Origin of the sequence: Enterococcus gallinarum NBRC 100675 (assembly GCF_001544275.1) — a bacterium.
GTDB classification, from domain to species: domain Bacteria; phylum Bacillota; class Bacilli; order Lactobacillales; family Enterococcaceae; genus Enterococcus_D; species Enterococcus_D gallinarum.
Genome location: NZ_BCQE01000018.1, coordinates 1 through 13,671 on the forward strand (window position 1 = coordinate 1; position 13,671 = coordinate 13,671).

Sequence of the window (13,671 nt, forward strand, 5' to 3'; positions counted from 1 at the left end):
TTTTAATCGCTGGTTTTTCATCCACTTTTGGCGTGGTAGTCACTTCAGGTTTTGATTCCACTTTTGGTGTCGTCGTGATCGCTGGTTTGGCTTCTACTTTAGGGGTTGTCGTTGGCTTCGGTTTAGTTGGAGAAGTTGGTTTCGTTACTAGCTTAGCCAAGATTAGTTCTTTTTTTAGAAATATCTAATTACTTTTTTTGATCCCGAAAAAACGATATCAGTGATTGTTTCCTCACCAATATCGTTTCGACAATTTCAAATTTCCTATTCGATATTATTGTGTCCTAATAAATATTCGAAAAGACTGGAAAACTCTATTAAATTTTTCTTCAATCTAACTACAGCTAGTTTTTGTTATCTCCTAGTCACTTAATAATTGAGTTCGAGCTTACTATTCAAGACTTTATTACTTGATCACCAATCTTGTGATAAAGTACCTTTTTTATTTTATCTATTCTATATTTAATAGTTTTTCAGCTATATTAGACTCATTATCTCTAAAAAACATATCTTTTCCAAATGATTCTACAAAAATCATCTTTAATGAATTAGCTAATTTTTCTTTATCTAGTGATGATTTATCTTTTAAAATATTAACAATCTTTTTAATTTCTTGACTATATTCATCTTTAGGTGCCATAGGAAATAATTCAATTGGATCCCACTCATTGATTATCTTCTCAACTTTGTCATACATATTTTTTCTACTTTCTAAACAATTTTGCGGCTATATCAATTATTTCTTTTTTATTTAAATAGGGTTTGTCCCGTGTTGTATACTCGCTTCAATTTTTTTCCACTCAGTTGTTGAAAATCCTAAAACTGTGCTCCTACTATCTTATCATTATTGTCTATAAAAAAATTGCCTATTCACATATTTTTATTGCAGTCTTGATATTCTCTTTACCTAGCACAAAATACAATGTCTTATCTGACTTAAAGATTTGAAAATTTTGTTTATTACATATTAGCTTTTTCTCAGAAATTATATTTGTATCTATAACTGGGACATCTTCAACAATAATTGGAGTGTGAATTTCCTTATCTTCGATATCATTCATACTAGTTAATGTAATATCTACTATTTTTTAGTCTTTGAGTTAATAGATATTTTTATAAAAGAGTTCTTATCATTGAGAAGTTGATAATACAAAATCTCCCCCCATATTAAATTATTTTTCGGAAACTTAGTAGATACAGGAATATAATAATCAACCTCATATCAGGTAAAATCCTACCTTTTTTAGTTAAAAATAATTCAAGCGTTAGAATTTATACTTTTATTAAGTTCTACCCATTCATTATCTGAAAAGTTAGAGAACTCTAGACCAATAATTTCACTATTTTCATTTAGAAATAAAGATACATGGTTAGACATCTTTACGATAGAATCTATCTTTTCTTCATTCAATTTAAAATATAGTTTTTTTTGTTCTCTAACTATTTTCAAACCAGATTCTATAGTTATAATTGAATTTTCACCAAAAATATCTGTTTCGACTATTGGATTTTTTTTTACATACTCTCCAATAAAACAACTAGATTTTTCAATATCATTAATGGATGTGAATACTATTTCTACAATTTTCTGTGTAACACAATTAATTTTAATTTCAATAAATGATTCATGTTCATTGACGAATCTATAATAATAAAATTCTCCCAAACTATACTTATCATCATTTTCTGAAAATGTTACTGTGATCGGTACATAATAATCAATTTCTATATCATCTTTGACTAGTTTATCTTCATAACTTTTAATTTTCATAATTTACCCCTTTCATAATTAAGGTAGATACATAGCATGCTTAATAACTGGTAATTGTCCTAGTTCTCTAGCTGGGCTAAATATTAATTCCCAATTACCTATTATTCTTTTAGTATCAAATTTTATTCCTGTAGAAGTAGCTTGTTCTACAGCACCTTGAAAACTCCTTAACAATTGTTGTTCGGTAAATTTTTGACCATGAGATAGATTTCGAATTGAGTATTCTACCATATGCTTGGTTCCATACATAAAATAAAGATAAAAAAATCAAAATGGATGCTCATTTACAATTTCTATTTTAAGAATTTTACTAATAATCATTATCAATCTAGTATTAAATTGCCTTTTTTAATATGGTTTACGTTAGTTCTTTTAAAACACGAGATACTTCATCTTTAATTTGCTTTTCATTATATTATACATTAGGTAATTTTAAATCTTCTACATTATCAGAAAATCTAACTGACATATCAGAAATATTACCTAAAAGTATATATTCTTTTTTCGATAATTCATCATAATCTATTTCTAAATCAAAAACTTTCATAAACTGATTTGTAAAATTATTAGTTTCTATTTCCCCTTGGTTTAGACCATTTAATAAATAATATAGTTACTCTTTTTGTGTCATTATAGTTTTCCTCCAATATTATTATTGGGGGACTGCTGGTAATGGCCCCATGGTCTTCTGTCATATTTAAAGTGATAAATAATGTTTGTTGACTTATCATAAATCACTTCAAAATTATATTTCTTACCATAATTATCTACTCTTCTAATACTTGATTAGTGAGTTCACGCTTACTATTCAAGGCTCTACTTTATCGATTTCCATTGAGTAATAGAGTACCTTTTTTTATTATTATCCTATATAAAGCTTTATGTTTTTATTTTCAAAGGCTTTCGGCAATGTTTCTAAAATATAGTTTATTCTTTTTTCTAAATCGATTTTTGTATCTATATCTATAACATTTTTTTTTATCCACTCTTTAACAAGTCCTAATTCTCTTAGAATTGCTGGAATATCCTCTTTCTCAATTAATATCCCTGTTTCAAAAATAGGGATCCAACTTAATTGCAATTCATTTGAAGCTTTTAGCCAATAACTCGAAAAGACTTCTTCAGTTGCAACCGGAATGAAAAATAGTTGTTCTTTCTCATTTTTTGGTTCATCTATAATAATACCGATTGACATACTTTACTTCCCTCCAAATATAACTTCAAATGTATAGTCTGGAAATTCAGACTGCAATTTTGCAATACTTTGATTTACTGCACTTTGTAACTCTGCACTATTTCCATCTAGTCTAAATACAAACTTTCTTACACCTTTTATTTCTTCCAAAGAAGGAATAGATTGACTACCATTCACTGTCGGTCTGGTAGCTTCCGCAATATCTAAATTTTTAATTCTATTTACAGTTTTTTGATAAATTTGTTTATCTGCAAATTGTTGTGGTGTCTGAGTTGGCAATCCAGTTCTTGGATTTACTACATCTAAACCTTTTGCAGTCTTATCTTCGTAGAAAATTCCTTTATTCAGGTCAATTTCATCAAATTCGCCAAGAGGACTACCATTTTTGTCAATTATTTCGACTTCTTTACTTGTTTTCCCAGCCCCACTAGCTTTCTCAACCAATACTTCTGATTCAGTCTTAGGAACCGTTGTGATAACAGGTTGTTCTTCTACTTTTGGTGTTGTTGTAATTGCTGATTTCTCGTCCACCTTTGGCGTGGTAGTCACTCCATGTTTTGATTCCACTTTTGGTGTCGTGATAATCGCTGGTTTTGCTTCTACTTTTGGTGTTGTCGTGATCGCAGGTTTGGCTGGTGTAGAAACAATTGTTTGAATCGTTAAGACTTGACCCGGATGGATCGTATAATTTTTGATCTTGTTCCATTTCACTAGATCATCCATGCTCACGCCGTATCGATTGGCGATCAACCAAACAGAATCCCCTGCTTTTACGGTATAGCTGGTTCCGCTTTTTCCTGCAGGAGTTGAATGACTCTTGGTCGCACCTTTTTTGACGACTAATACTTGGCCGGGGTGAATCAAATCACCTTTGATGCCATTCTGTTTGCGTAATTCATCGACGGTCACACCATATTTACTACTAATCAGCCATAAAGATTCACCATAAGAGACTTTGTGGGTGACTGGATTTGTAGAAGCGGGTACTTTTGTCGTTGGTTTCCCTGATGAAACAGGCTGTTTGACTGTCAACTTTTGGCCCGGATGGATCGTATTATTCTTGATCTTATTCCACTTCACCAGATCATTCATACTGATCCCATGCATATTAGCGATCAACCAGACCGAATCTCCTGCTTTTACCGTATACGTCGTGTTAGTCGTAGGAGAAGTTTTTGGTGCTGGTTTTGATGCCGGTTTCGGTTCTTGTAAATGCATCACTTGTCCTGGATGAATGGTATTATTTTTGATCTTATTCCATTGGACAAATTTTGAAACGGATAACCCATACTTCTCACAGATCCCCCAAACTGAGTCTCCTGCTTTTACTTTGTAAGTGGCTGGCGTACTTGATTTTGTCGCAGGTTTGGACACTGGCTTTGATGTACTTGCTGGTTGTTTGACGATGACTTGCTGGCCAGGATGGATCAGATTATTTTTGATTTTGTTCCATTTGATGAAGTCATTCATACTGATGCCATACTTATGCGAAATAGACCAAACAGATTCTCCTGCACGTACTTGATGCATCGTATTTTTTGGGGTCGTCGTTGGCTTCGGTTTCGCTGGAGAAGTTGGTTTCGTTACTGGCTTGGCAACAGGTTTGGCAGGTGCTTTGGGTTGGGCTTTGATCACTGGTTTCGGACGAGTTACCGGAGGAACATAGGACGCATTTGACTTTCTTCGTGCACTTGCGGCCGCCTGTGCGCGAGCTCGAGCGGCGGCTTGTTGTTTGGCCCAATTTTGTGCTTGTTTTCTCGCTTTTGCTGCGGCTTGGGCACGAGCTCGTTGTGTGGCTTGCGCTTTGGCGCGGGCTGCTGCTTGTAGTTTAGCACGAGAAACGGCTTTTGCGCGAGCTTGTTGTGCGGCTTGATGTCGCTTTTGTACTTGTTGTTCATGATAACGCCAACGTTCGACCATTCGTTTCTTTTCCGCACGACGTGCTTCCATCATCGTATATGTCTGATAACCTGAATAACCAATTAACCCTACCCCGATCACCGCCATCGCTCCTTTGACAAGCAATGGAATGGCTAGAGGTAACGCACGTTTTTTTCGTGATCCGCTTGCTTGACGATTTCGAGAAGCACTGATTTCAGAAATCACTTGTTCCAATGCTTGTTCATCTTTTGCCTCTAACATCCGATCGATTTCCTCATCGGTACTTGCCAGAAAGAAGGCACTAAATGCCGTTCCTTCTTCCAGTTTTTTCTCTCGTTCATTATAGTACTGCGTAAGCAGTTGTTCAAATGTCTCTAGCGACGTTTCATTTTCTAGTCGTTCAATCTCATCGGCAGTGAGAAACTTCTTCAGCTCATCAAGTTCTTCCACACCAAAAGACTCATCCAATTGATTTAACAAAAGATATTCTAAAGCATCGGTCATTTCTTTTTCATTGCTTGATTCTATGACCAAACCTAATTCCTCTTCTGTCGCATGATCAATGTATTGATCGATTGCAGCATCAAAGGCTTTTTCATCAAACGCGACCACCGATTCCTCTTCTGGCTGATTTGAAGAAACCGCAGAAAGATCTCGGCGGCTTCGCCGTGAAACAACTGCTCCTTCATTTGAAGAGACTGGTTCAGCTATTTTTTCACTAGGTTCCTCAATACTTGAAAAGGTATGTTCACCGAATGATTCAGAAGATCGTGTTCCTCCAAAATCAATCGTTGATGAATCAATTGCTTCCTTCGTTTCTTCTTCATGAGAAATCGTTTGTTCCTGAGGATCCGAAGACTCTTCGATAAACTCATCGACTTCTTCTGGCGCAGTTTCTTCGCTAGACTGGGTAAGATCACTTGATTCATCTGAACTGCTCGATACCGTCGTTTGAGTAGTTTCTGTTTTCTGTACTTCAACCTTTTCAGTTTGTCCATCCGATGCATCGTCCGAGCGTTCTGTAAGCTTCTCTTCCCCCTCACTATCAGATGCGCTCGTTTCTTGTATCGCCACCGAATCGGCCACTGCAACCATACTTGGCACAAAAGTGGAAGATGTTACCAACCATATACTTATACATACCCCAAATCGTAACACTTTTTTCAACATATTTTTCTTCCTTTCTTCATTTACACCTAATTAAAATAACGATCATTATCATACTGAAAATTGTAGAAACAAATTTAAATAGGTGTTTAAAGAAATAATATCATCATTTTTAATGATGATAAATAACAGGGAAGAAAAAAATGACCTTTCATTTTTGTAATATGATCAAGCAACTATAAAGATGGAACAAAATAAATAAACCGATAAAAGTAGAACAGATATTCCCAAGACATGTCTGATTTCCGTCATTCCGTTTTCTCATTTCTCTCATTTAATGTCATGGACACTTGAATATTTTTTAACTTCTGAATATGGGTTAACATCGATCTATTGGCTTTTACAACTACGTGTACGACACCTTTAGCTTTTCCTAGAATCAATTCTTTCTCTCTTTTCAATGGCTTTTTATCAGGCCCTACATATTCATGATTCGCTTTATCTATAAACCGAATCGTTAGCACATACGGCTTTTCCGGATCCGCATATTCAAATGAAAGATCTCCTTGATAGAGCTCGTTTTCCGAAGGAATTGTCTCAGGTTTCTTTGTATCAAGAACTTCCGTCTCAAAAAATAATTCAGGATGAACGACAGCTTCAACACTTGTCTCCGTTTCAGACCTATTTTCTTTTTCCGAAAACGAATTTTTTATGAGTATTCCGCTACCTATAACAATGAGACAAACCAGCGCTATCTTAAAAAACTTTTTCATCAAATGATTCTCCCTCCAATTAGTTAGTAAAAACAAATAGTAATCTAAGAACAAAAATAACCCGCTTTAGCGGGCTTAGATACAGTCTAAAAATTAGTATAGCAAGTAATTACACACTCATACTCTGCATATTTTTTATATATTTCAAATGACCAATAGTAAAGTAGACTAAAACTATTTCATTGACAAAAAAGCGATTCAAGAAACGAATCGCTTACCAAGAAAACTCTTCTATTTTAGGCTGAGAAACGACTAGAACTTGGCCCTCCTTTATTTCCACAGAAAAAGCAATTTTTTTCAACTGAGTGGTTTGTTCTTCTTGTATCGTCAAGAGATAACTCACCTTGGTTTGTTTTTTCTCTTGTCTGATTTTGTACAAAAATAAACTATTCAACTTTCCTGATGGACGATCCCAATTTTCCATCGATATTCCAACAAATTTTTTCAATCCTTCTTTGTATTGAACTTCTCCTACTTCACTAAAATAGCTTGCAAGGAAAAAACGACTGGTAGTATCGATCGTTGGTTGTTTTTCTATTATTGCCAGTTGATTTTTCGCATAATTATAGGATACTTCTACACGATTGGTTAGTGTTCCCTGTTTCCAAAAAAGAAAGCTATTCATCATAAATAAAAAAATCAAAAAGCCATATAAGATAACATTGCTTTTCTTTTTTGTTTTGACAGGTGTTGCATCCATCTGTATTTCAGAAGGCATCGATATGGCAAAGGATTGTTCTTTTTTTATTCTTCGTTGCAGTTTTTCTTCCAGAACCGCAGGTTCTTGTTCCAACAAAGTAGATGTTTCAGATATTTCTTGTCTTTCTTGCACACTTGATTGAGGCTCTTCTGATTCTTGGACTTCTTGCTGAGAAATCGATTGTTTCGTTCTTTCTCCTCGATTTTCAGCCAAATAACGTAAAATTTCTGGTTGAGAAACCCTTGCTAACAAAATCTCTAGAACATCTGTCCCATCTCGATTGGTACTCAAAGCAATTGAACCTTTTTTTGTTTCTTCCTCGTAAATACTAATCCTTGCTTTAACCGGTATTCCTTTTGTTGTTTGTTCTTCTAAATACTTAGAGAACTGTTTCAATTCATCGATGGATATCTTTTCACGAGAGATTTTTTCCTGGTCTTGTTTTGGTTCTAATAATAATAACGTAAAATAAAACATGCCCTTCACCTTTCTTATTTTCTAAATAAATTCATCGCCATGTGCATCATACCCATACCGCCACCTTGACGAACTCTTGTTGAATACCACATATTTTGTAACGCACTCGGTGTTTTTATTAACAACAATGCACAACCAATCATGACCATGAAATTTCCTATCGAAATCTTTTCGCCCAATAACAAATACAAAAGCACGCCATATAAAATCAGTTTGACCAACATCGTTAACGTTTGCGATAACAATTCTTTGATCCAAATCGAAAAATAATTTTGTTCGTCAGTCAGTAAGGACAATGCGACAAAAGGCGTTAACATCGTCAATACTAAAAAATCTGCGTAGAATACGCAGATTGAAACAAAGTATTTCGCAATGGAATACGCAAAAAAGACAAACAAAATAAAAAGGATCACTGCTGGCAACTGGCCTCCAGAAAAAAATCCTGAAATGATCGTGTTAGTCAGCTTCGATCCTAGTGTATCGATATCGATTGTTTTAATTACATCTTGAATGACGTATTCTCCTAATGGCGTGACGATTTTAGTAATAAAAAATTTCAACACCCAAGGAAGAATGGCTAATCCAATGGCAGAATAAATGATTCGTTCTACTACTTTTGCGGCTAGGGCTTCTCCGCTTCCATTAGAGGCTTGTATCTGTGCCTCGATAACTTTGTATAACACAATGCAAATCGCAAAAGTGGTCGTTGTCACGGTAAATACATTGGTAATCGTAGAAATTACTGAAATATTTGGAATATCGAACGTTACTTTATTGGCAAGATTCAATGCCCCTTCTAATAAATCTGTTCCCCAACTGCCTAATAACGTGTCAATGGGGTGAAGAGCCGCATCGACGCTTTCCTTCACCCCATTGACGATATCACCTATTTTATCAACCGTTGCATTTGCTGCATCTTTAATCGCTTGTCCAAAATCCATTACTTAGTTCCTCCCATCGTACCAGTCATTTGCCAGAAGCCAAGTTTTTCGTTATATTGCATTACTACGAACACTCCCCCTATATTTTCAATGTGTTTTTCATCGTTTGAAGTTAAAACACTAATCACTTCATAAGAAATATCGTTATCCCAATCAATTGATGTTAATAGACTACCTAATTTTTCATCATGTTGCCATTTACCTCTCCAATCAGACCATCCATAAGGAAAATCATTGCACAATACAATTTTAGTATTCTTATTTTCTTTCTCTGTATCAAACAACCAAGTGATTAACCAATTTTCATCATCACCTTCATACGTCCACGTCAATCCTTTTTCTGGATCAATGGTTAATGGATTCGCATTTAATGCCTGACTTAAAGAACTGTAATAGCTATCTGATAATAACGTGCCAAACTTGTCTTTCATGTTCGTAACTAATTTTTCTTGTAAGTCATACGGACTTGTACCACTGGGATTTTCTAACAATTCTTCATTGATTTCTAGAATTGGCGTATCATTTTTAAACGAAGTGTACCAGTTTTTAAATGCTGCTGTAGCTTCATCTGCTCGTTCTTTGGCACTTAACTTTAATAAATGATCTGCTCCCATATCAACAGTAGTTTCAGTTGTTTTTTCTTGTTGATTGGTTTCTTCTTTCGTAGAAGAAACCACGGTAGAGGAAGCTTGTGGTTGATTTTTATTGTGAAAATAAAGCAATCCTGCTCCCAGAGCCAAAACGAATGTTGCTAGAACACCAATCACGACATGTAAGACTTGTCGGCTATGTTCCAATTTCTTCACCGCTTCTGTTGGTTGGATTCCCTTCTCTTCTAATTCTTTCTCTACACGACGATCAAAAATTTTCACCGCTTACTCGCCTTCTTTCCTTAATTCTTTTTCTAATTCGTCAGTCATTGTTTTGATTTGTTGACTATGTTGAATTAGCACTTCTCGCGCTTGCATGTATTGTCGATCCAAGTATTTCTGATACGCTTTCGCTCCTGGTGTTTGAATCGGCCGATAATCTTGTTGTGACACACGATAAGCAGACAATAGATCCCCATATACTTCGAATTGAGGAACTTTAAACATCAAAAATGGTTTTCCTTGAATCACAACAATACTACGACGCCCACCGTCTAAATTTTGCAGATTGATAATTTCGCCTTCTGTCATTAGATCTCTTCCTGCAAAATTAAAATTGTCTGACCGTGTACTGCTTCGGTGTTGGGCAGAAGCAGTAGGAAGATTCCGGCTGGTTCCTTGGGTATGGATTTTCACGGTCGTTTTTCCTAATAGTTCTGAAAAATAACGTGCAGTTTCCTTTTCAACCCCTCCTAAACATATCCGTATCGCATGATTACCGATAATCGCTTCGGCAGTTTCCTTGCCATATAATTTTACCAACTGCGGAATCGATTGTAAAATAGTACTAACAGAAATCCCATACCCTCGACAAGTCGCCAAAAAGTTTTCATATGTTGGAAAATAACCTAAATTAACAAGCTCATCTAACAATAGAACCAACGGATTCGGTAGCTTTGCATGGTGTAGATCTCCGAATCGGAAAAGTTCATTGAACATTTGTTGAAAGAATAGATTGACCAAACCGTCCCAAGTACGATCTAATGGCGAAATCAAAACATATAACGCGATTTTTTCTTTTCCTAGTTCCTCAAACAAGAAGTCATTTCTGCTTGTCATTCTTGCTACATCTGCGTCTAAGTAATCCGTCAACGTTGTCAACAAACTAATCAGAATATTCGAACGAACTTCGCTTTCTGCCTTTTGAAAGCCAAGTCGATAGCTCCGCTTGGCTGGGTGTCCTTCTGGAAGCTGTTCAAACTGCTGATCCAATTCAGAAACGCCTTCTTCATTATGTCGTGGATCATAGGCTTCTAAGAAGTCCAAAATACTTTCTATCGTGCGGGCGGAAGGTTCAAATTCATAATAGACATACTGAATCAACGAATTTAATAGACTTTGTTGGACATTGAACCAAAAATCTTTCTTCTTTGGATCATTTTTTGCAGAAACAATGACATTCGCAATCATATTGGTATCGGTTGGCTTACGAATATACGCCAATGGATTATAACAAGAACTGATGGCTAAATCTTTGAAATTCATCATAATTACTTTGTAGCCTTGTTTTCGTTTGATCTCACTCGTTAATTCATAAACTTCCCCTTTGGGATCAGTCGTTACAATCGAACTTTTTCGGTTATTTACGACATTTGTTAAAATGTAACTTTGTGTTTTAAAACTACCTGGACCACCAACCACGAATACATTTCGGTTACTAATTTTGCTTTTCTCGTGCTGAATGACATATTTTCCACTAGGCATTTTCCCCAATAACAATCCATCAGAATAGTTTGTAAAAAAGGGAATTTTTTCAGCGAGGTTTAGCATTTTTTTCACCTAATTCCATTGATTTTTCTAAATCTCTTTTGAGACGCTTGCTACTCTTTCGAAAATGAACATTTTTTGGAGATCTTAATTCTTTATCAATTCCCCAACAAGCACTTCCATGAATAGGCATTGTTCGCCCAACAACTTGATATCCTGATTCTCTTTTAGGATTCAAATAAAGAATGAGAATGAACAAACCAATGACCTCCATAATGACAAAGACATACCAATATTTGTTGTTCGGAATTTCTTTGATTTTCTGGAGTGGCTGCTGAAAGGTTTGTTGAATATGCACCAATAGATCTATTGACTTATTCTCAATAATATAAGGTGTTAATTGATAGCCGACCAATGCAAGTGGGGTAAAAAAGAAAAAATACAATACGAAAAAAAGAATCCCTTTAATTTTTGAACGTCCTTTTTTCTCATCCATTTGCTTCACTTCCTTCTCTTGAAATTATTTGTCTTTGAACAATTTTTTTCGTGTAAACATCGAATGAAAGAATGTCTGTTTGTGTAAACCTTGTTTCTTCTCCATTAATTTTTTGAAGAACAGGAACAGAAACAAGATAGCTCAGTCGATTTTCTGCTGATTTTAAAAATGGGACAATTTCAATCTCTTTGGATTGAATCATCGACGAGCGAATAATATTTTGTTGCGGTGTTCCTTGTTGCGCTACATCAATTTCTTTTTTTATTTCTGCGTATACAGCTGAATCAGTCCATTGATTTAATTTCTCCAAATCAACTGTTTTTGCATTGTCTTGATACGTGTAGAGGGTTCGATAGAAAGAAACAATCGTTGATTCAAATTGTCCTTTTTGTGTCATAGCAGTTGTTGCTTTCTTTTCTTGAATGGCTAATTTATTTTTTAATTGGTTATTTTCGTACACAAAGTAAGCTGTCGAACAAAAAAATCCCACACTAAAAATTAGTGTGAGAACAAATAAAAATACTTTAGTTTTATCATACATCTTGTTTATTTCCCTTCTACATAACTTGCAATAGCCGCGATCCCTTTTGGTACGACACGATAGGAAACCGTACCACTTCCTGGATTGACAACATTACATTCTGAAATTAATAATGTACCGTCCGAATTGACCACTTCCACAAATGCCACGTGACCATAAACTGGACTAGAACCAAATGAGCCTGGAGGAAAAGAAATTGCCGTTCCTACTTTTGGGGTGTTGGTCACTTTATAGCCTAATGCACGCCCTTTTGTTCCCCATTCACCACCGTTTCCCATGAAGTCATCGACACGTTTACCAATTTGCGCCATGCGATTGTAAACGTACCAAGTACATTGTCCAAATGGATAACTGCCACTTGTATTGTAGTTGTGTCCGTCGTATTTAGGATAACGCAACTTGCTCTTGTACTCACTAGGAACTTCTAACACAACAGAACCTGTATTGTTTCCGTTGTTTTGTACACTTGATCCTCCGCTATCCTCGACGAGATATTGCAATAAATTTGGCACATAAAACATATTTCCGTAGTTATACCGATAGTTATAACCCATTGAAGTTGAAATAGCATTAATATATGTCACAGTAACTCCAGAAGCCATTTTCTTTGAAAATTCCTTTGCCAATTCAAAAGTGTATTTCCCCCCTCGTTCCTTGACGAAATGAATAAATCCTCCGCCGTAATTATAAGCTTGGAGTGCTGTATGCAAATCAACTCCTTGAGCTAATGCTCCTTTCACATTTTGAATAAAAAATTTGACACCTTGTTCAATTGAGCGAACAGGGTCTTGAATCGTGTTTGGTGGTAAGCCTAAACTTTCACTGGACTGCATCGGATCACCTCCACGACCTCCAGATTCAACTTGCATAAGTGCCAAGATATACGGAACGTATTCTGACCCACCATATTGTTTGGCGTATTTTTCTACCAACGGTTTATATTTCAAAACTTCGGCACTCAAATTTTGTGTGTCTGTGGCTATTCCTCCATCTTCAATCGACTCTCGATTGAAAATCAGTAGAAAAGACACAATAATGAATACAAAAAAACCAATCACAACTTGTATGATTGGTTTTCGATACTGTATGAGTAATTTAACGACGTAAGGATTCATTCGATTCCTCCTTATAGAAATGATCTGTTTTTAATCACGAAAATATTGGTGCTTCTGAGTCAATTGCTTTGTTAACTGATTGATTTCTTCTTGTATTTCATCGTTGAGCCGATTTAAAAAGCCTAACGACTCTTGATCGCTTTTTGTTTGTCAGTCAATGAATCGAGTTGATGGTCTTCTACATGCGAAAATCCATTTGATAGTTGTTTTTCTAACTTTTCTGAATGCTTCTGTTTTTCTTTTAAATGATTTTTAGATTCTTCCAATAGTTGGAGTTCTCTTTTTTTTACGTTATGAAACTTACTGCAAATACTACT

14 protein-coding genes are annotated in these 13,671 nt (G+C 35.4%); all 14 read right to left on the reverse strand.

Translation table 11 applies throughout. From position 1 onward, the window contains the following. Positions 1–451 precede the first annotated feature (451 nt). Complete coding sequence (locus EG2_RS11345) at positions 452–697, reverse strand: DUF1871 family protein (RefSeq protein WP_060814834.1); 246 nt, start codon at positions 695–697, stop codon at positions 452–454. Positions 698–1,258: 561 nt separating this feature from the next. Further along, positions 1,259–1,771 (reverse strand): hypothetical protein, encoded by a 513-nt coding sequence (locus tag EG2_RS11355; RefSeq protein ID WP_060814836.1) that lies wholly within the window; start codon positions 1,769–1,771, stop codon positions 1,259–1,261. Positions 1,772–1,789: 18 nt separating this feature from the next. Beyond that, positions 1,790–2,002, reverse strand: coding sequence for a hypothetical protein (locus tag EG2_RS11360; protein ID WP_060814837.1), 213 nt, complete (start codon positions 2,000–2,002; stop codon positions 1,790–1,792). A gap of 631 nt (positions 2,003–2,633) precedes the next feature. Further along, positions 2,634–2,966: a hypothetical protein gene (locus EG2_RS11365; protein ID WP_060814838.1), complete on the reverse strand. Its 333-nt coding sequence runs from the start codon at positions 2,964–2,966 to the stop codon at positions 2,634–2,636. Positions 2,967–2,969: 3 nt separating this feature from the next. Continuing rightward, a complete protein-coding gene (locus EG2_RS11370; protein WP_060814839.1) occupies positions 2,970–6,017 on the reverse strand; it encodes a LysM peptidoglycan-binding domain-containing protein in 3,048 nt (1,015 codons plus the stop codon). 245 nt (positions 6,018–6,262) lie between these two features. Next, entirely contained in the window at positions 6,263–6,727 is a 465-nt protein-coding gene (locus EG2_RS11375) for a hypothetical protein (protein ID WP_060814840.1), read from the reverse strand. Between the two features lie 214 nt (positions 6,728–6,941). After that, complete coding sequence (locus EG2_RS11380; RefSeq protein WP_060814841.1) at positions 6,942–7,904, reverse strand: hypothetical protein; 963 nt, start codon at positions 7,902–7,904, stop codon at positions 6,942–6,944. Between the two features lie 14 nt (positions 7,905–7,918). Continuing rightward, on the reverse strand, positions 7,919–8,845 hold the full coding sequence (locus EG2_RS11385) for a conjugal transfer protein TrbL family protein (protein WP_060814842.1): 927 nt from the start codon (positions 8,843–8,845) through the stop codon (positions 7,919–7,921). Then, positions 8,845–9,717, reverse strand: coding sequence for a hypothetical protein (locus EG2_RS11390; protein ID WP_060814843.1), 873 nt, complete (start codon positions 9,715–9,717; stop codon positions 8,845–8,847). The genes EG2_RS11385 and EG2_RS11390 overlap by 1 nt, the downstream gene beginning before the upstream one ends. Before the next feature lie 3 nt (positions 9,718–9,720). Continuing rightward, positions 9,721–11,265 carry a VirD4-like conjugal transfer protein, CD1115 family gene (locus EG2_RS11395; protein ID WP_060814844.1) on the reverse strand — a complete coding sequence of 515 codons (1,545 nt, stop codon included), beginning with the start codon at positions 11,263–11,265 and terminating at the stop codon, positions 9,721–9,723. Beyond that, positions 11,249–11,698, reverse strand: a complete 450-nt coding sequence (locus EG2_RS11400; protein WP_010709801.1) for a hypothetical protein — start codon at positions 11,696–11,698, stop codon at positions 11,249–11,251. Before EG2_RS11400 ends, EG2_RS11395 begins: the two co-directional genes overlap by 17 nt. Next, on the reverse strand, positions 11,691–12,239 hold the full coding sequence (locus EG2_RS11405; protein WP_060814845.1) for a hypothetical protein: 549 nt from the start codon (positions 12,237–12,239) through the stop codon (positions 11,691–11,693). Before EG2_RS11405 ends, EG2_RS11400 begins: the two co-directional genes overlap by 8 nt. Before the next feature lie 5 nt (positions 12,240–12,244). Beyond that, the gene (locus tag EG2_RS11410; RefSeq protein WP_060814846.1) at positions 12,245–13,354 is read right to left on the reverse strand and encodes a lysozyme family protein; all 1,110 of its coding nucleotides are present in this window, start codon (positions 13,352–13,354) and stop codon (positions 12,245–12,247) included. Positions 13,355–13,476: 122 nt separating this feature from the next. Then, positions 13,477–13,620 carry a hypothetical protein gene (locus tag EG2_RS18865; RefSeq protein ID WP_156424238.1) on the reverse strand — a complete coding sequence of 48 codons (144 nt, stop codon included), beginning with the start codon at positions 13,618–13,620 and terminating at the stop codon, positions 13,477–13,479. Positions 13,621–13,671: the final 51 nt, after the last annotated feature.

Coding starts and splice junctions, on each gene's coding strand:
- EG2_RS11345 (WP_060814834.1), bottom strand. CDS start 697: ATGTATGACAAAGTTGAGAAGATAATCAATGAGTGGGATCCAATTGAA.
- EG2_RS11355 (WP_060814836.1), bottom strand. CDS start 1,771: ATGAAAATTAAAAGTTATGAAGATAAACTAGTCAAAGATGATATAGAA.
- EG2_RS11360 (WP_060814837.1), bottom strand. CDS start 2,002: ATGGTAGAATACTCAATTCGAAATCTATCTCATGGTCAAAAATTTACC.
- EG2_RS11365 (WP_060814838.1), bottom strand. CDS start 2,966: ATGTCAATCGGTATTATTATAGATGAACCAAAAAATGAGAAAGAACAA.
- EG2_RS11370 (WP_060814839.1), bottom strand. CDS start 6,017: ATGTTGAAAAAAGTGTTACGATTTGGGGTATGTATAAGTATATGGTTG.
- EG2_RS11375 (WP_060814840.1), bottom strand. CDS start 6,727: ATGAAAAAGTTTTTTAAGATAGCGCTGGTTTGTCTCATTGTTATAGGT.
- EG2_RS11380 (WP_060814841.1), bottom strand. CDS start 7,904: ATGTTTTATTTTACGTTATTATTATTAGAACCAAAACAAGACCAGGAA.
- EG2_RS11385 (WP_060814842.1), bottom strand. CDS start 8,845: ATGGATTTTGGACAAGCGATTAAAGATGCAGCAAATGCAACGGTTGAT.
- EG2_RS11395 (WP_060814844.1), bottom strand. CDS start 11,265: ATGCTAAACCTCGCTGAAAAAATTCCCTTTTTTACAAACTATTCTGAT.
- EG2_RS11400 (WP_010709801.1), bottom strand. CDS start 11,698: ATGGATGAGAAAAAAGGACGTTCAAAAATTAAAGGGATTCTTTTTTTC.
- EG2_RS11405 (WP_060814845.1), bottom strand. CDS start 12,239: ATGTATGATAAAACTAAAGTATTTTTATTTGTTCTCACACTAATTTTT.
- EG2_RS11410 (WP_060814846.1), bottom strand. CDS start 13,354: ATGAATCCTTACGTCGTTAAATTACTCATACAGTATCGAAAACCAATC.